Source organism: Moorena sp. SIO4A5 (assembly GCF_010672005.1).
Classification (GTDB): domain Bacteria; phylum Cyanobacteriota; class Cyanobacteriia; order Cyanobacteriales; family Coleofasciculaceae; genus Moorena.
In genome coordinates this window covers 1-14,118 of sequence record NZ_JAAHHZ010000119.1, presented here as the reverse complement: position 1 = coordinate 14,118, position 14,118 = coordinate 1, and the positions used below count along the sequence as shown (strand labels likewise).

Sequence of the window (14,118 nt, the reverse complement as noted above, 5' to 3'; positions counted from 1 at the left end):
TTGTCCCGCTGTTGGTTAACCCAGATGTCAGTAAACTGTTCTGGGGTTAGCTTCCCTATTCCCACTTGTACTAGCATTCCTACCAACAGACGCACCATACCATATAGAAATCCGTTAGCTTGAATTTCTATATGAATAAATGGTCCATTGCGATAACATTCGGCTGCTTGCACATTTACCCAGGAATGCGATCGCCCCGAGTTGCTTCGGTGAAAGGCTGCCAAGTGATGCTTACCCAGCAGTGGTTTTAAGGCTGCCTGAATCAGGGATTCATCAAGGGGAGCTTGATAATAGTGCCAACAAAAGGGTTGCACAAACAAGTTAGGGCAGGCGTCGGTATAGATTGTGTATCGATAACGACGCCAGATGGCACTAAACCGAGCATGCCAGTCTGGTGATACTAATGCTGATGCTCGGACTAAGATATCCTCTGGCAGTCTACTATTGAGTATGGCTGCCCAGCGATGGGCTGGTATGGGACCTGTGGCATTAAAATGAGCGACTTGGGCAGCAGCGTGAACCCCTGTATCAGTACGACCAGCACCATATAGGGTTATGGCTCGCTGTTGCACGGTGGACAGAACTGTTTCGATTTCCGACTGAACACTGCGATGCTTTGGTTGTCGCTGCCAGCCATAAAAGTTATTACCCAGGTATTGAATAACCAGGGCAATTCGCTGGATAGCTTTAGCATCGTTGGCAGACATCATGGATTAACGATTAACAATTGACATTTTTAATGGTTAATTGCTTTAATGGTTAATTGCCTCAGACTAGTTCAATAATAGATATTTCAGCATTATCACCACGACGCCGCACCGTGCGCAGAATTCGGGTATATCCGCCATTGCGATCGCCATATCGCTCGTTCACTCCAGCAAAGAGGGAGTGAACTAACTTTTTGTCGTAGAGATAGGCAATTGCCCTACGTCGGGATGCCAATGAACCATCCTTGGCCAGGGTAATGATTCGCTCCACCTCCGAACGAATGGCTTTTGCCCGAGCTTTAGTGGTAGTGATTCGACCATGACGCAGTAATTCAGTGGTCAGGGATCTCATCAGAGCCCGACGTTGATCTGCTGGCTTGCCCAGTTTTGGCACACGACGCCCGTGACGCATTTTTTAGCTTCCTCCTTTTTTTTGAACAAGATTTGCCTTTATTCCTAGGGTTTAGACTAGCTACTTGCGTGCTTCTCCAGTCCCTTAAGTTTAATTGTTGTGGTTAAGTCTTAGCGGATTTTTCGTGGGGCAGTGTAATTCCTAGACGTCGTTGCAGAGCTTCAATCACTTCTTCAGCCGACTTTTGACCAAAGTTTTTGATTTCTAGGAGGTCTTCCTGACTATAATCGAGCAAATCGGATACAGAATTTATCTGTGCTCGTTTCAGGCAGTTGTAAGCCCGAACCGAGAGTTGTAATTCTTCGATCGGGATTTGGCTGGTGGGATCGTCATCATCACCATAGTCATCTTTAATAGATTCTAGATTAATCTCCTTAAGAGGATTGAACAGATCGACCAGGGTACCAGCCGCTTGAGATAGAGCTTCTTGGGGAGTTATACTACCATTGGTCCAGACCTCTAAACTTAAGCGATCCTTTTCCAGAGCACCATCAATGCGAGTATTTTCAACGCTGTAATTTACTTTAGTCACCGGCATGAACACAGAGTCAATCTGGAGGAAATCTACCGCTGTTGATTCATCATGCCCCCGTTCCACAGAGCGATATCCTGTACCTTTTTCGATGCGGAACTCCATTTCCAGCTTAGCCCCTTCTGCTAAGGTAGCAACATACTGACCTGGAGCAATAATTTCCACCTCCGAGGGCAAATCAAACTGAGCAGCTCTCACAGTGGATGGCCCAGTAATCATCACTCGACCTATCTGAGGTTGAGAGGTGTAGCTTTTTAGGACAACTTCCTTCATATTCAGCATAATTTCCAGGACATCCTCTCTGACTCCCTCAATTGTGGCAAACTCATTGTTTACGCCAGCAATCCGGACAGCCGTCACTGCTGCCCCTTCTAGGTTGGACAGCAAAACTCGTCTGAGGGCGTTGCCAACCGTTGTGCCTTGACCACGTTCGAGAGGCTCTAGGACAAATCTGCTATACTGACTTTGGTTCTTCAGTGTTTTGGATTCTACACACTCAATCTGAAACTGCGCCACAGAGTGACCTCCCTCTATTCATAAGACCCCTTTAACCGAATACAGGTTGAAGGGATAGTAAGCCAAAGGGTAAAAAGGGTAAGAAGTTCCTGATGAACCTCCTCCTTTCAAGCTACTTTCCTTTCAACCTAACGGTCGCAAAAAATATACTCTTATACTCGACGCCGTTTGGGTGGACGGCAGCCGTTATGAGGAATTGGAGTTACATCCCTGATTAGGGTGATTTCCAGTCCGGCTCCTTGCAGGGCCCGAATAGCGGTTTCTCGACCTGCTCCTGGTCCACTCACCATCACTTCCACCTGACGCATACCTTGGTCTATGGCTCGTCGGGCAGCACTGTCAGCAGCGGTCTGAGCAGCGAAGGGAGTTCCTTTTTTTGCCCCCTTAAATCCACTAGAGCCAGCTGAAGCCCAAGAGACTACATCCCCTTTGGTGTCAGAAATGGTAACGATAGTATTATTGAACGTAGACTGGATGTATGCTATTCCATTGGGTACATTGCGTTTCTGCTTTTTTGTACCACCTTTTTTTGTTGGTCGCGCCATGTCACTTGACTTTACTCTATGGGTGATTGATTATCTTGGGGTTGAGTAACCTGTACAATTTTTTCGAAAGTCTTTTGTCCAAAGTCCTTTGTCCAAAGTGACTAACAGAAGGTCTCCTGGCAGTTACTTTTGACGAATGACCAATGACAAGAAAGCTGTGGTGGATAGTTGGGCTGACTAGAGCTATTACTTCTTAGCCGGTGCTTTTTTCTTTCCAGCGATAGTCACTCGTCTACCGCGACGGGTACGGGCATTAGTGCGGGTTCGCTGTCCTCTCACGGGCAGTCCCATGCGATGACGACGTCCGCGATAGGTACCAATATCTACTAGGCGCTTGATGTTCATTGACTGCCAGCGCCTTAAATCCCCTTCCACCTGATAATTTTTTTCGACAGCTGCTCTGAGGGCAGCCACCTCCGCATCGGTCAAATCCTTAACCCTCGTATCTGGGTTAACTCCTGTTGCTGCTAAAATGTCTTTAGACCGCGACAGACCGATTCCATAAATGTAGGTCAGACCTATTTCTACACGTTTATCGCGAGGTAGGTCTACACTGGCAATCCGAGCCACGCTTGGTTCTCCCTTGACTGAAGTTTTGTGCTACAAATTAAATGTATGGATTAAGTGTATGGATTTGAGATTTATCCCTGACGCTGTTTGTGCTTGGGATTGGGGCAAATTACCATAACTCGACCGTGGCGTTTAATTACGCGGCACTTCTCACACATTTTTCGGACAGATGGTCTAACTTTCATGTCTTTTTTTTCTGGACATAATGCAGTTGGTTATTATATCTTTTTTTTGGTTGACTTGTCAAATTTAACTGATTTTTAATAAAACAGAAGTCACTGCTAGTTTTACTTCTTACGCAGGCGGTAGGTAATCCTACCTTTGGTTAAATCGTAGGGGGTTAGTTCAACTTTGACCCGGTCTCCAGGCAGAATTTTGATGTAATTCCGACGGATTTTACCGGAAATATGAGCTAGGACATTAAAGCCATTGTCCAAGTCAACCCGGAACATGGCATTCGGCAGGGATTCGGTCACCGTGCCTTCCATTTCAATTAAGTCTTGTTTAGCCAACGTGTTTTAACCTCAATACAACTATCCCCCTAGGTTCTAAATTTTGATTATTTAATTCAGGGAGTCTTAACATATTTTATCAAATCCAAAATTATACCAACTAAATGACTTTGCCACCAAATTTGGAGTAGCGGGGTGAGGGAAGCATTTTTCCCGTGGGCTAGCTCAAAGCATAGGTTACACCGGTCGAACCATTATAAGAACCATTAGTCTAAATTAGTCGTATTAGGCTAATGGTATTAGCTACAATAGGGTCAGATGATGGCTGACCTGCCGGACGCAGGGGGTTTTACGAATTTACACGCTAACCGGTTTACCCTAAAATCATTACCCTAGAACCTGTTTAATCGATTCTGTGACTTGCTCTAAGGAGAGATCACCATTAATCGATTTTAAAGCTGAGTGTTCTCGGTAAAATTCCACCAAAGGAGCTGTTTGATGGTTATAGACCTCAAGACGTGTGCGGATAGTTTCCTCATTATCATCTGTACGTCCCTCCTTACGACCCCTTTCCAATAGTCTGTCGATCAAAACCTGATCTGGAACTTCCAGGTTGATGGCACCATCCAAAGTTTGGTCAAGCTCCTGCAACAGGTCATTCAAGAAATGGGCTTGGCTGACGTTACGGGGAAAACCGTCTAATATCCAACCCTTTTGAGCATCGGGTTGATTTAGGCGATCGCGGATCAGATCTATGAGCAACTCGTCAGGCACCAATTCTCCCTTATCCATATAGGACTGAGCTTTTTGACCCAGGAGGGTTTGAGCACTAACAGCACCTCGCAAAATTTCCCCGGTTGAAATGTGAGGAATCCCTAGTTGTTCAGCCACAATTTTGGCTTGAGTTCCTTTACCTGCTCCTGGAGGTCCTAAAAAGATTAATCTTTTCATGTGTCATGTGTCATGGGTGATGTGTCAGTTGGTTTTTGTCCTAGGTAATGAACAAAAACCAACTGACCCGAAAATTTGAGGTTCATTCACCGAAAAAAGCTGCTGCTTCCAAAGCCCAATGATTTTACTGCTTGACCATACCTTCGTAACGCTGGGAAATCACGTAGGTTTGAATTTGCTTGGCTGTATCGATGGCAACTCCCACCAAAATCAGCAACGATGTGGCACCTAATCCTCTAAATGTGGTTACACCAGTGGCGCTTTCGACTGCAGTTGGTACTACAGCTACCAGTCCTAGGAAAATTGCTCCTAATAAGGTCAGTCGGTTCAAAACTCTCTCTATATATTCACTGGTAGCTCTTCCTGGTCGAATACCAGGGATACTTGCCCCCATTTTCTTCAAATTCTGGGACATATCTACTGGGTTGATAATCAGGGAGGCGTAGAAGTAGCTAAAGAACAAAATCAACACTAAATAGACAGCAACATAGACCCAAGGAGTTTGACCATTGGGGTTGAGATAATTGGCAATCTGAATTAGGACTTGATTGATTGGGGCTAACAATCCATTGCTATTATCGCCACTAGTTATTCCAGCTAGAGATGTGGGTAGGATTAAGACGGCTGAGGCAAAGATAATTGGCATCACGCCACCTTGGTTTAGCCTTAGGGGCAAATAATTTTTCCGCTCCCGGTAAAGGCGCTTACCAACTTGACGTCTGGCAGTAATAATCGGAATGCGTCGGCTGCCTTCTTGCACAAATACAATACCGACAATCATGACTAGGAAAACTAACAGCAGCACAATTACCTTACCCACGGTTTCTCGACCCCCGGTCTGAGCCAGTTCAATGGTTTGACCCAAGGTGCGGGGCAAAACAGCAACAATATTGACAAAAATCAACAGTGAAGCTCCGTTGCCAATGCCTCGTTCAGTAATTAACTCTGATAACCACATCACGAACATAGAGCCAGCCGTGAGGGCAAGGACAGTTTCAAACACGAAGAATGCGCCTGGTTCAACAGCAAACCGCTGTGCCCACAACGATAAGCCAATACTTTGAATCACAGACCAGCCTAGGGCAACATAACGGGTAATCTGACCGATTTTTCGACGCCCTGCTTCACCTTCATTTTTCTGCAAATTTTCTAAAGCAGGAATTGCTGCGGTTAGCAGTTGTAGGATAATCGAAGCATTAATATAAGGCAAAATTCCCAAGGCAAAAATCCCTAGGGCGGAAAAACCACCACCAGAGAAAAAGTCTAAAAGACCGACAAAGGGGCTATTCTGCAGTTCTGCTGAAAATCTGGCTCGATCAATTCCTGGTACAGGAAGAAAGACACCCAAGCGGGCTAAAATCAACAAACCAACGGTGACAAGCAGCCGACCTCTAAGGCCAGCCGCTTGAGCCATTTGCATAAACGTCTCTTGAGCAGTTGGGGCTTTGTCTCGACTGACAGTCATTTAAGGTACCTCTTGAAGATACAGGAGCATAAGGGCTAAAGGGGTTACTTAGCTATAACTTCCCAGCTGCCACCAGCCGCCTCGATTTTTTGGCGGGCACCACTTGTAAAGGCAGCAGCTTTGATATTGAGTGGCACATTCAGCTCCCCATCACCGAGTAGTTTCAATGGACCATCATTGGTGGTGACCAAACCTGTCTCCAACAAGGATTCCAAAGTTACCTCAGTATTGGCGGGAAGTGATGCCAACTTACCTACGTTGATTGTAGTGTAATGTTTGGGGTTAATGACCGTAAAGTGTTTTAACTTGGGAATACGGCGATATAAGGGCATCTGACCCCCTTCAAAACCAGGTCTTGTCCCTCGACCTGAACGGGATTTTTGACCACGCATTCCAAAACCGCAGCTAGCCCCTTGACCAGCAGCAATGCCACGACCTACACGGCGTCGGCGCTTTTTGGAGCCTTGTTTGGGGACTGCATCATTGATTCTCATCGTTTTTTGTAAGGATAAAAATGTTTTTTTTTGATTGACGGCTGACGCTAAACCGTCAACCTTGAGCATATTACTTTTATTTCTACCTACCTGGTTTTTAATTTATGCATAGATTTGTTCAAGGGGAATATCTCGTTCTTGAGCCACCTCTGAAAATGTGCGCAGGGAATCAAGAGAGTTGATTGCTGCTCTAGCATTATTGAGGGGGTTATTGGAACCAAGCTGTTTAGCTAAGACATTTTTAACTCCAGCTAACTCAAGTACTGTGCGCACAGCACCACCAGCAATCACCCCAGTTCCTGGAGCAGCAGGTCGCATGATCACTTTGGCTCCTACAGCCCTACCTCTAGATGGGTGAGGAATGGAATTAGTTTTGGTTAAGGGTACATCAATGAGTTGCTTTTTAGCATCAGCAACTCCTTTACGGACAGCACCAATTACATCACTGGCTTTGCCTACACCAACCCCCACTTGACCTTTTTCATTACCTACAACTACGATGGCGCGGAAGCTCAATTTTTTGCCCCCTTTGACCACCTTACTAACGCGGCGGATTTGGATAACCCGCTCTTGCCAATTACTTTCTTTTTCTTTAGAGCGGTTGTTTTTTCTCCGATTTGCCATAGTTCGCTATAGATTAAATCATGAATGATAGTAAGTAATCAAAGATTAGCTAATTTATCGCTGCTAACTCTTAACTAATTGCAATTGTCAGTTCTCAATTTTTAATTAGCATTTACTAAAAATCTAGCCCTGCTTCACGAGCAGCTTCTGCTAAAGCTTTGACACGACCATGATATAGGTATCCCCCACGGTCAAAGACCACTTTCTTGAGACCTTTTTCTAGTGCTCGCTGGGCCACCAACTGACCCACTTTAGCTGAGGCTTCACAAGTGGCTCCAGATTTGAGTTCAGATCTCAGAGCTGGTTCTAACGTTGAAGCTGCCACTATGGTATGTTGCTGATTGTCATCGATAACTTGCACATAAATGTGCTCATTAGAGCGAAATACAGCTAATCTTGGGCGTTCAGCAGTACCACTGACTTTCCGGCGTACCCGCCTATGTCTGTGTCGTATAGATTCTTTTCGAGTAAGTTTCATAGTTTACTTCTTACCTGCTTTACCAGCTTTACGTCTGACTACTTCACCGGCATATCGAATGCCTTTACCTTTATAGACTTCTGGGGGTCGAACTGCACGAATTTTTGCAGCTGTGTTGCCTACAACTTCTTTGTTGATGCCACTGACAATCACGTTGGTGTTGTTTTCAACTTTGACTTCAATCCCCTCAGGAGGAACGATCTCCACTGGCTGGCTGTAACCAACGTTTAAAATTAGATTTCGACCTTTCACTTGAGCTCGATAACCGACTCCCTGAATGTCCAAACGTTTTTCAAAGCCTTTGGAGACTCCCTCAATCATGTTGGCAACCAGAGTACGAGACAAACCATGACTTTCACGGGCGGTTCGGGTTTCTTCGCGCCGGGAAACCTCTACAGTTTCACCAACTTGCTCAGCTTTAATTGTATCTGGCAAAACCCAATCCAGTTCACCTTTGGAACCTTTGACCTTAACCTGTTGACCGTCTATTGTTACAGTAACTTTACTGGGAATTGGTATAGGGCGCTTGCCAATACGTGACATAAAATAATCCTCCTAACTAAAGAAGTATGAACTATGAAGTATGAAGTATGAAGTATGAAGTATGAACCATGTCATGAATTGGTTAATCAGCTAATCCGATCAATCCTAGGTTGTTATCGAACCGTTGGGCATATACTGATCTGGCTGCTCGAACTGATGCTCTAAGCTACAGGGGCTTTCAGCTGATAGCTGGCAAGCCTAGAAGATTTTTAAGTAGCGCGTCAGCTGACGGCTCTTAGTATATCCTTCATCCTTCATGCTTCATCCTTTACCATACGTAACACAGAACTTCACCACCAATTCCCCGACGCCTTGCTTCCCGGTCGGTCATGATGCCATTAGAAGTAGAGATAATAGCAATCCCAATCCCTCCCAAGACTCTTGGCAGTTCTTTACGGTTGGAGTAAACTCGCAATCCCGGTTTACTCACCCGCTTCAGGGCTCTGATAATTGGTTTGCGATTGTTGCCCTTGTATTTTAGGGAAACAACTAAGTATTTTTTGACCCCTTCGCCTGCTTCCTCAAAATCAGTAATAAAGCCTTCTTCTTTGAGTACTTGGGCAATCGCCCGGGTCATTTTAGTTGATTGTACATTTGTTGTTTGATGCCGAACCAAGCAGGCATTTCTAATGCGGGTCAGCATATCTGCAATTGTGTCGTTTGCCGGCATTGTTCCTTCCTATGATTACAGGCTTATTTCTCCCGGAAAGGCATTCCCATCTCTTTGAGTAAGGCGCGACCTTCTTCGTCAGTGTTGGCAGTGGTGACTATGGTAATATCCATACCACGAATCTGATCGATGCTGTCGTAGTCTACTTCTGGAAAAATGAGTTGCTCTCGCACCCCAAGAGTGTAGTTACCACGACCGTCAAAGCTTCTAGGGCTAAGACCCCGAAAGTCCCGAATTCTTGGTAGGGCTAAGTTAATTAGCCGCTCTAGAAAGGAGTACATACGCTCTGAACGGAGGGTAACCGTGACACCAACAGGCATCCCAGCACGGATTTTAAAACCCGCGATCGCTTGTTTTGCTCGTGTGACCACCGGTTTTTGACCAGTGATGATCGCAATTTCGCTTACCGACGATTCCAGAGCCTTGGCATTTTGAGATGCCTCTCCTAATCCTCGGTTAAGACTAACTTTGACTAATTTCGGTACTTGATGAATGTTTTTGTAACCGAATTGCTCTTTTAATTTGGGGACTATTGTTTCCTGGTATAGGATTTTTAACCCTTTTGTCATAGTTTTTTTCCTTTGATTTCCCTGGGCTTGGTCAGGGCAATTGTGATTAGTTATTAGTCATTGGTCATTGACCATTAGCCATTAGTAACTGCCAATAGTAATTTTTTTGTTACTTTTTTGATTACTGAGGACTAAGGATTAAGGACTAGGGACTAATTAGTCAATAATCTCACCAGTTTTTTTGAGCATCCGCACCTTACGACCCTCATCGGTAAAGGTATAGCAGATGCGGCTGGCAATTTTTTCTTTATTCGAGTAAAGCATAACGTTGGAGCTATGGATTGGAGCTTCAAACGTAGCAATTTGACCTTTCTCACCTTCCTGTTGAGGCTTGACATGCTTAGTTTTGACGTTAACTCCTTTGACTACTACCTTGCTAATTTTGGGTAGCGTCCGCAAGATTTCTCCAATTTTGCCTTTATCTCGACCGGCAATCACTTGTACCGTGTCGCCCTTTTTAACGTGCATTTTGTAGCGTAATGGGGTATCAGTTTGTGCCTTCTTGTGTTTACTTGGCATCAGAGTACCTCCGGAGCAAGGGATATAATTTTTGTGAAGTTTTTCTCTCGCAGTTCCCGCGCTACAGGGCCAAAAACCCGGGTACCTCTGGGATTGCCATCTGCGTTTATGATTACTGCTGCGTTGTCATCAAAGCGAATACTCATACCGCTTTCCCGACGTAGGCCCTTGCGGGTGCGCACAATCACAGCCCTAACTACATCTGACTTTTTGACCCCCATATTTGGAATGGCATCTTTGACCACACCAATAATTACATCACCCACACCACCGTAGCGCCGATTTCCAGCACCAATAACGCGGATGCACATTATTTTTCTGGCTCCACTGTTGTCAGCAACGTTTAGGTAGCTCTCTTGTTGAATCATCAGTGTTCCTCCTCTAATAGAGTAATCAGTTATGAGTTAAACGAGTTATGAGTTAAACCTTGGTAAGTTTCCAATTCCGAAAGGATTTTCTTCCGAGATCTCACGCACATTTGTAGGTCGTGGAGAACCCACATCGACTATGGTTAACTCGCTATTTTGAGGAACTACTGACGATTTCAGCAACCATCCAGCGTTTGGTACGACTCAGTGGTCGTGTTTCTCTAATCCGAACGCGATCGCCTTCTTTACATTTATTTTCCTCATCATGAGCTTTGTATCGCTTGGTACGCACAACAATTTTGCCGTACTTTGGGTGGGGAGACCGATTTTCAATAGCCACCACCACAGTTTTGTCCATTTTGTCGCTGACCACCAGGCCAACTCTCTCTTTTGCTGCCATAATCTTTCCTATTCGTCTGATTCTGATTGTGGGGTATCACTTTCTTCTGATTGTGGGGTATCACTTTGTGAGGTATCTGTTGATTCTTTCTGAGCGAGTTGGCGTTCTCGTTCTACTGTCATTAGCTGAGCGATTCGGTGCTTCAGATGCTTAAACTGGTGAGGTTTTTCTAAGCGTTTGGTTGCCTTTTGCAGGCGCAAGTCAAACAACTGACGCTTAGCTGCTAAAATTTCCTGCTCCAGTTCGGCATCGCTCAGGCTTCTAGCATCTTCTATCTTGGGCAGAGCCATAGCTTATACCTGTTCCCCTTCACGAGAAATGAACTTCAATTTAATCGGAAATTTGTTAGCAGCCAGACGCATGGCTTCGCGAGCAACCTCTTCGCTTACCCCAGCGATTTCATAGATAATCCGACCGGGTTTAACTACTGCTACCCAAAACTCTGGGGAACCTTTTCCAGAACCCATACGAGTTTCTGCTGGACGCATGGTGACTGGTTTATCTGGGAAAATTCGAATCCAGATTTTGCCACCACGACGAACGTAGCGGGTCATTGCCCGACGACCTGCTTCGATTTGGCGGGAGGTAATCCAAGCTGGTTCTGTGGCTTGCAGCGCATAATCACCAAAGTTAATGGTACTGCCACGAGTGGCCATACCCTTCATTCTTCCCCGGTGCTGTTTGCGAAATTTTGTTCTTTTTGGACTTAACATAATTTGTTCTTTGTTAATTGAAAATCGAAAACTGAAAACTGACAATTAACAAGCAAGCAATTTTAAAATGACTAGTCATTAGTAACTAGTCATTTGACCGGTCTTCAAACTGCTGGCGGCGTTTTGGCTGACGGCGACGAGGTTGAGCTGTGTTAGGGGTAGGCTTTTCTTCTTGACCGGGAATCACTTCCCCTTTGAACACCCAAACTTTAATGCCCAAAATTCCATAAATGGTTTGAGCCGTTTTGTAGGAATAGTCAATATTTGCCCGGAGGGTATGGAGGGGAACTCGTCCTTCACGAGTCCACTCGCTTCGGGCAATTTCAGCTCCATTTAACCGACCACCTACCTGAACTTTAATGCCTTGGACATCAGCCCGCTGAGCCCGCTGAATTGCTTGACGAACCACTCGTCTGAAGGAAACTCGGCGCTCTAGTTGTTGGGCAATGTACTCGGCAATTAGGGTAGCATCTGCATCCACCCGCGATACTTCTACAACGTTGATGCGAATTTGACGACTGTTGTGCAGGGCTTTTTGCAGACCGACACGCAAAGACTCAATACCACTGCCACCACGACCAACAACTACCCCAGGTCGAGCTGTATGAATTTCTAAATCAATCTGGTCAGCTTTGCGCTCAATCCGGATGTCAGAAATTCCAGCATTATTGAGGTTTTTCTCAACATATTGTCTGATTTGGTAGTCTTCCTGCAACAGAAGCGGATAACGCTTTGAGTCGGCAAACCAGCGAGAGCGATGCTCTTGCGTGATACCTAGCCGAAAACCAATTGGATGTATTTTCTGTCCCACTGTTCTTTTCTTTCCCTATTATCGAGCCATAGCGCTATTAGTGTTTGCCCTTGGTAATTCTCAATTAACTCACTAACTAATCATCTACTTCTGGAGAAACAGCCACTGTGATATGACAGGTTGGCTTGCGAATCTGATAAGCACGACCTTGAGCCCTTGGTCGATATCGCTTCAAGCTTGGTCCCATATCCGCAAAAGCTTTAGTGATGTATAAGCTAGCCGGGTCAATACCTGAATTGTGTTCAGCATTGGCAACAGCGGAGCGTAGTACTTTCAATACTGGTTGGCAAGCCCGGTAGGGCATGAATTCCAGAATGATCAGAGCTTCCCGATAGGAACGCCCTCGAATTTGGTCAAGTACTCGCCTGACCTTACTTGGAGACATTCGAATGTAGCGTGCGATCGCTTTAGTTTCTGCTGTAGTGTCTATCGCCATCGTTCCATCATTTGCTTTCTTTATAGCTACTAACTACTGAACTAATCACTTTAACGACGGGCCTTACCATCCTTAACATGTCCCCGAAATGTTCGAGTCGGGGCAAATTCGCCCAGCTTATGACCTACCATCTGCTCATTGATAAAAACTGGTACATGTGTCCGCCCGTTATGAACGGCAATGGTGTGACCTACCATCTGCGGCACAATGGTTGAGGCTCTTGACCAGGTTTTAATCACCTGTTTTTGGCCTTTAGCATTCAAGGTTTCAATCTTAGTCAGAAGACTATCGGCTATAAAAGGACCTTTTTTTAATGAACGACCCATAATTCAACGCTCGTTAGTTTTTAGTTGTTAGTTGGTAGTTAATAGTTGCTAGTTTGTAGTTAGTAGTTGCTAGTTACAACCTTTAACCTGCTAACTTTAACGTTCAACTCCTTAAGAATCGCGACCGCCGCGCCCTCGCTTCGAGGATTTCCGCCTACGCCGGACAATTAAAGAACTACTTTGCTTTTTGACCTTACGAGTTTTGGCTCCCAAGGCTGGTTTACCCCAGGGGGTTACTGGACCACTTCTACCAATCGGAGCTCTACCCTCACCACCGCCATGGGGGTGATCTACCGGGTTCATTACACTGCCCCGTACTTGGGGACGACGGCCTCTATGTCGATTGCGACCAGCTTTGCCTAAACTCAAGTTTCTCGCTTCAACATTACCGACCTGTCCAATAGTGGCGTAGCATTCTTTACGCAACATCCTGACTTCACTAGAGGGCAGCTTTAGGGTGACATAGTCACCTTCTTTTGCTTGCACTTGAGCAGTTGCCCCGGCAGCACGAACAATCTGTGCTCCTCGCCCTGGGATCAGTTCAACGTTATGCACGTTTGTGCCTAAGGGAATATCCTTTAGGGGCAAGGCATTGCCTATTTCGATGGGAGAGTCAGGCCCAGATATGATGCTTGACCCCACTTCCAAACCCACAGGATGCAAGATATATCGCTTTTCCCCATCTTGATAGTAGAGGAGCGCAATCCTAGCATTCCGATTGGGGTCATACTCAATTGCTGCCACTTTTGCTGGAATATTGTGCTTATCCCGGCGGAAGTCAATTACCCTGTATAGACGCTTATGTCCGCCACCGCGATGGCGACAGGTAATAACACCGCGATTATTGCGACCTTTTTTACGATGCTTAGACTTGGTTAGGGATTTTTCTGGCTCAGTCCGAGTAATCTCAGCGAAGTCTGAGACAGTACCCTGACGAGTGCCTGGGGTGTATGGTCTATAGCTACGGATGCCCATAACAAGTATTTTTTAATTAGTTTGTCTTGACTAGTTTGTCTT

At 45.5% G+C, this 14,118-nt stretch carries 24 protein-coding genes; all 24 read right to left on the bottom strand.

The window, feature by feature from the left end; translation table 11 throughout:
- Positions 1-707, bottom strand: a 707-nt coding sequence (gene truA, locus F6K57_RS26815) for a tRNA pseudouridine(38-40) synthase TruA (RefSeq protein WP_293071539.1), incomplete at its 3' end; no start/stop codon positions are given.
- A 61-nt stretch (positions 708-768) separates the two neighbouring features.
- Entirely contained in the window at positions 769-1,119 is a 351-nt protein-coding gene (gene rplQ, locus F6K57_RS26810) for a 50S ribosomal protein L17 (RefSeq protein WP_293020882.1), read from the bottom strand.
- Between the two features lie 103 nt (positions 1,120-1,222).
- Complete coding sequence (locus F6K57_RS26805; RefSeq protein ID WP_293020883.1) at positions 1,223-2,167, bottom strand: DNA-directed RNA polymerase subunit alpha; 945 nt, start codon at positions 2,165-2,167, stop codon at positions 1,223-1,225.
- 152 nt (positions 2,168-2,319) lie between these two features.
- Positions 2,320-2,712, bottom strand: coding sequence for a 30S ribosomal protein S11 (gene rpsK / locus F6K57_RS26800; RefSeq protein ID WP_008191167.1), 393 nt, complete (start codon positions 2,710-2,712; stop codon positions 2,320-2,322).
- A gap of 186 nt (positions 2,713-2,898) precedes the next feature.
- The gene (gene rpsM / locus F6K57_RS26795; protein ID WP_008191169.1) at positions 2,899-3,282 is read right to left on the bottom strand and encodes a 30S ribosomal protein S13; all 384 of its coding nucleotides are present in this window, start codon (positions 3,280-3,282) and stop codon (positions 2,899-2,901) included.
- Between the two features lie 71 nt (positions 3,283-3,353).
- A complete protein-coding gene (gene rpmJ / locus F6K57_RS26790; protein ID WP_075895709.1) occupies positions 3,354-3,467 on the bottom strand; it encodes a 50S ribosomal protein L36 in 114 nt (37 codons plus the stop codon).
- Between the two features lie 102 nt (positions 3,468-3,569).
- The gene (gene infA, locus F6K57_RS26785; RefSeq protein ID WP_008191178.1) at positions 3,570-3,794 is read right to left on the bottom strand and encodes a translation initiation factor IF-1; all 225 of its coding nucleotides are present in this window, start codon (positions 3,792-3,794) and stop codon (positions 3,570-3,572) included.
- A 327-nt stretch (positions 3,795-4,121) separates the two neighbouring features.
- Positions 4,122-4,685, bottom strand: coding sequence for an adenylate kinase (locus F6K57_RS26780; RefSeq protein WP_293043879.1), 564 nt, complete (start codon positions 4,683-4,685; stop codon positions 4,122-4,124).
- A 124-nt stretch (positions 4,686-4,809) separates the two neighbouring features.
- Positions 4,810-6,150 (bottom strand): preprotein translocase subunit SecY, encoded by a 1,341-nt coding sequence (gene secY, locus F6K57_RS26775; RefSeq protein WP_071102175.1) that lies wholly within the window; start codon positions 6,148-6,150, stop codon positions 4,810-4,812.
- 44 nt (positions 6,151-6,194) lie between these two features.
- Positions 6,195-6,644 (bottom strand): 50S ribosomal protein L15, encoded by a 450-nt coding sequence (rplO, locus tag F6K57_RS26770; protein ID WP_070390675.1) that lies wholly within the window; start codon positions 6,642-6,644, stop codon positions 6,195-6,197.
- 102 nt (positions 6,645-6,746) lie between these two features.
- On the bottom strand, positions 6,747-7,268 hold the full coding sequence (rpsE, locus tag F6K57_RS26765; protein ID WP_008191187.1) for a 30S ribosomal protein S5: 522 nt from the start codon (positions 7,266-7,268) through the stop codon (positions 6,747-6,749).
- Between the two features lie 115 nt (positions 7,269-7,383).
- Positions 7,384-7,746, bottom strand: a complete 363-nt coding sequence (rplR, locus tag F6K57_RS26760; protein ID WP_008191189.1) for a 50S ribosomal protein L18 — start codon at positions 7,744-7,746, stop codon at positions 7,384-7,386.
- A gap of 3 nt (positions 7,747-7,749) precedes the next feature.
- Positions 7,750-8,289, bottom strand: a complete 540-nt coding sequence (rplF, locus tag F6K57_RS26755) for a 50S ribosomal protein L6 (protein ID WP_293071538.1) — start codon at positions 8,287-8,289, stop codon at positions 7,750-7,752.
- Positions 8,290-8,557: 268 nt separating this feature from the next.
- Positions 8,558-8,959: a 30S ribosomal protein S8 gene (rpsH, locus tag F6K57_RS26750; protein WP_008191196.1), complete on the bottom strand. Its 402-nt coding sequence runs from the start codon at positions 8,957-8,959 to the stop codon at positions 8,558-8,560.
- A 23-nt stretch (positions 8,960-8,982) separates the two neighbouring features.
- Positions 8,983-9,528: a 50S ribosomal protein L5 gene (gene rplE / locus F6K57_RS26745; RefSeq protein WP_293020893.1), complete on the bottom strand. Its 546-nt coding sequence runs from the start codon at positions 9,526-9,528 to the stop codon at positions 8,983-8,985.
- Between the two features lie 156 nt (positions 9,529-9,684).
- The gene (rplX, locus tag F6K57_RS26740; protein WP_293071537.1) at positions 9,685-10,047 is read right to left on the bottom strand and encodes a 50S ribosomal protein L24; all 363 of its coding nucleotides are present in this window, start codon (positions 10,045-10,047) and stop codon (positions 9,685-9,687) included.
- Positions 10,047-10,415, bottom strand: a complete 369-nt coding sequence (rplN, locus tag F6K57_RS26735) for a 50S ribosomal protein L14 (RefSeq protein ID WP_070390681.1) — start codon at positions 10,413-10,415, stop codon at positions 10,047-10,049. The genes rplX and rplN overlap by 1 nt, the downstream gene beginning before the upstream one ends.
- Before the next feature lie 151 nt (positions 10,416-10,566).
- Complete coding sequence (gene rpsQ, locus F6K57_RS26730; protein WP_071102179.1) at positions 10,567-10,815, bottom strand: 30S ribosomal protein S17; 249 nt, start codon at positions 10,813-10,815, stop codon at positions 10,567-10,569.
- Positions 10,816-10,823: 8 nt separating this feature from the next.
- Positions 10,824-11,105 (bottom strand): 50S ribosomal protein L29, encoded by a 282-nt coding sequence (gene rpmC, locus F6K57_RS26725; protein WP_293071536.1) that lies wholly within the window; start codon positions 11,103-11,105, stop codon positions 10,824-10,826.
- 3 nt (positions 11,106-11,108) lie between these two features.
- Complete coding sequence (gene rplP, locus F6K57_RS26720) at positions 11,109-11,528, bottom strand: 50S ribosomal protein L16 (RefSeq protein WP_071102180.1); 420 nt, start codon at positions 11,526-11,528, stop codon at positions 11,109-11,111.
- Between the two features lie 85 nt (positions 11,529-11,613).
- Positions 11,614-12,339, bottom strand: a complete 726-nt coding sequence (rpsC, locus tag F6K57_RS26715; RefSeq protein ID WP_293020898.1) for a 30S ribosomal protein S3 — start codon at positions 12,337-12,339, stop codon at positions 11,614-11,616.
- Between the two features lie 76 nt (positions 12,340-12,415).
- A complete protein-coding gene (gene rplV / locus F6K57_RS26710) occupies positions 12,416-12,775 on the bottom strand; it encodes a 50S ribosomal protein L22 (RefSeq protein WP_071102182.1) in 360 nt (119 codons plus the stop codon).
- A 50-nt stretch (positions 12,776-12,825) separates the two neighbouring features.
- Positions 12,826-13,101 carry a 30S ribosomal protein S19 gene (rpsS, locus tag F6K57_RS26705; protein ID WP_071102183.1) on the bottom strand — a complete coding sequence of 92 codons (276 nt, stop codon included), beginning with the start codon at positions 13,099-13,101 and terminating at the stop codon, positions 12,826-12,828.
- A gap of 111 nt (positions 13,102-13,212) precedes the next feature.
- On the bottom strand, positions 13,213-14,076 hold the full coding sequence (gene rplB / locus F6K57_RS26700; protein WP_070390685.1) for a 50S ribosomal protein L2: 864 nt from the start codon (positions 14,074-14,076) through the stop codon (positions 13,213-13,215).
- Positions 14,077-14,118: the final 42 nt, after the last annotated feature.

What these genes read in the sequence shown, in the direction of transcription:
- rplQ (WP_293020882.1), bottom strand. Translation starts at nt 1,119, where the DNA reads ATGCGTCACGGGCGTCGTGTGCCAAAACTGGGCAAGCCAGCAGATCAA.
- rpsK (WP_008191167.1), bottom strand. Translation starts at nt 2,712, where the DNA reads ATGGCGCGACCAACAAAAAAAGGTGGTACAAAAAAGCAGAAACGCAAT.
- rpmJ (WP_075895709.1), bottom strand. Translation starts at nt 3,467, where the DNA reads ATGAAAGTTAGACCATCTGTCCGAAAAATGTGTGAGAAGTGCCGCGTA.
- F6K57_RS26780 (WP_293043879.1), bottom strand. Translation starts at nt 4,685, where the DNA reads ATGAAAAGATTAATCTTTTTAGGACCTCCAGGAGCAGGTAAAGGAACT.
- secY (WP_071102175.1), bottom strand. Translation starts at nt 6,150, where the DNA reads ATGACTGTCAGTCGAGACAAAGCCCCAACTGCTCAAGAGACGTTTATG.
- rplO (WP_070390675.1), bottom strand. Translation starts at nt 6,644, where the DNA reads ATGAGAATCAATGATGCAGTCCCCAAACAAGGCTCCAAAAAGCGCCGA.
- rpsE (WP_008191187.1), bottom strand. Translation starts at nt 7,268, where the DNA reads ATGGCAAATCGGAGAAAAAACAACCGCTCTAAAGAAAAAGAAAGTAAT.
- rplR (WP_008191189.1), bottom strand. Translation starts at nt 7,746, where the DNA reads ATGAAACTTACTCGAAAAGAATCTATACGACACAGACATAGGCGGGTA.
- rplF (WP_293071538.1), bottom strand. Translation starts at nt 8,289, where the DNA reads ATGTCACGTATTGGCAAGCGCCCTATACCAATTCCCAGTAAAGTTACT.
- rpsH (WP_008191196.1), bottom strand. Translation starts at nt 8,959, where the DNA reads ATGCCGGCAAACGACACAATTGCAGATATGCTGACCCGCATTAGAAAT.
- rplE (WP_293020893.1), bottom strand. Translation starts at nt 9,528, where the DNA reads ATGACAAAAGGGTTAAAAATCCTATACCAGGAAACAATAGTCCCCAAA.
- rplX (WP_293071537.1), bottom strand. Translation starts at nt 10,047, where the DNA reads ATGCCAAGTAAACACAAGAAGGCACAAACTGATACCCCATTACGCTAC.
- rplN (WP_070390681.1), bottom strand. Translation starts at nt 10,415, where the DNA reads ATGATTCAACAAGAGAGCTACCTAAACGTTGCTGACAACAGTGGAGCC.
- rpsQ (WP_071102179.1), bottom strand. Translation starts at nt 10,815, where the DNA reads ATGGCAGCAAAAGAGAGAGTTGGCCTGGTGGTCAGCGACAAAATGGAC.
- rpmC (WP_293071536.1), bottom strand. Translation starts at nt 11,105, where the DNA reads ATGGCTCTGCCCAAGATAGAAGATGCTAGAAGCCTGAGCGATGCCGAA.
- rplP (WP_071102180.1), bottom strand. Translation starts at nt 11,528, where the DNA reads ATGTTAAGTCCAAAAAGAACAAAATTTCGCAAACAGCACCGGGGAAGA.
- rplV (WP_071102182.1), bottom strand. Translation starts at nt 12,775, where the DNA reads ATGGCGATAGACACTACAGCAGAAACTAAAGCGATCGCACGCTACATT.
- rpsS (WP_071102183.1), bottom strand. Translation starts at nt 13,101, where the DNA reads ATGGGTCGTTCATTAAAAAAAGGTCCTTTTATAGCCGATAGTCTTCTG.
- rplB (WP_070390685.1), bottom strand. Translation starts at nt 14,076, where the DNA reads ATGGGCATCCGTAGCTATAGACCATACACCCCAGGCACTCGTCAGGGT.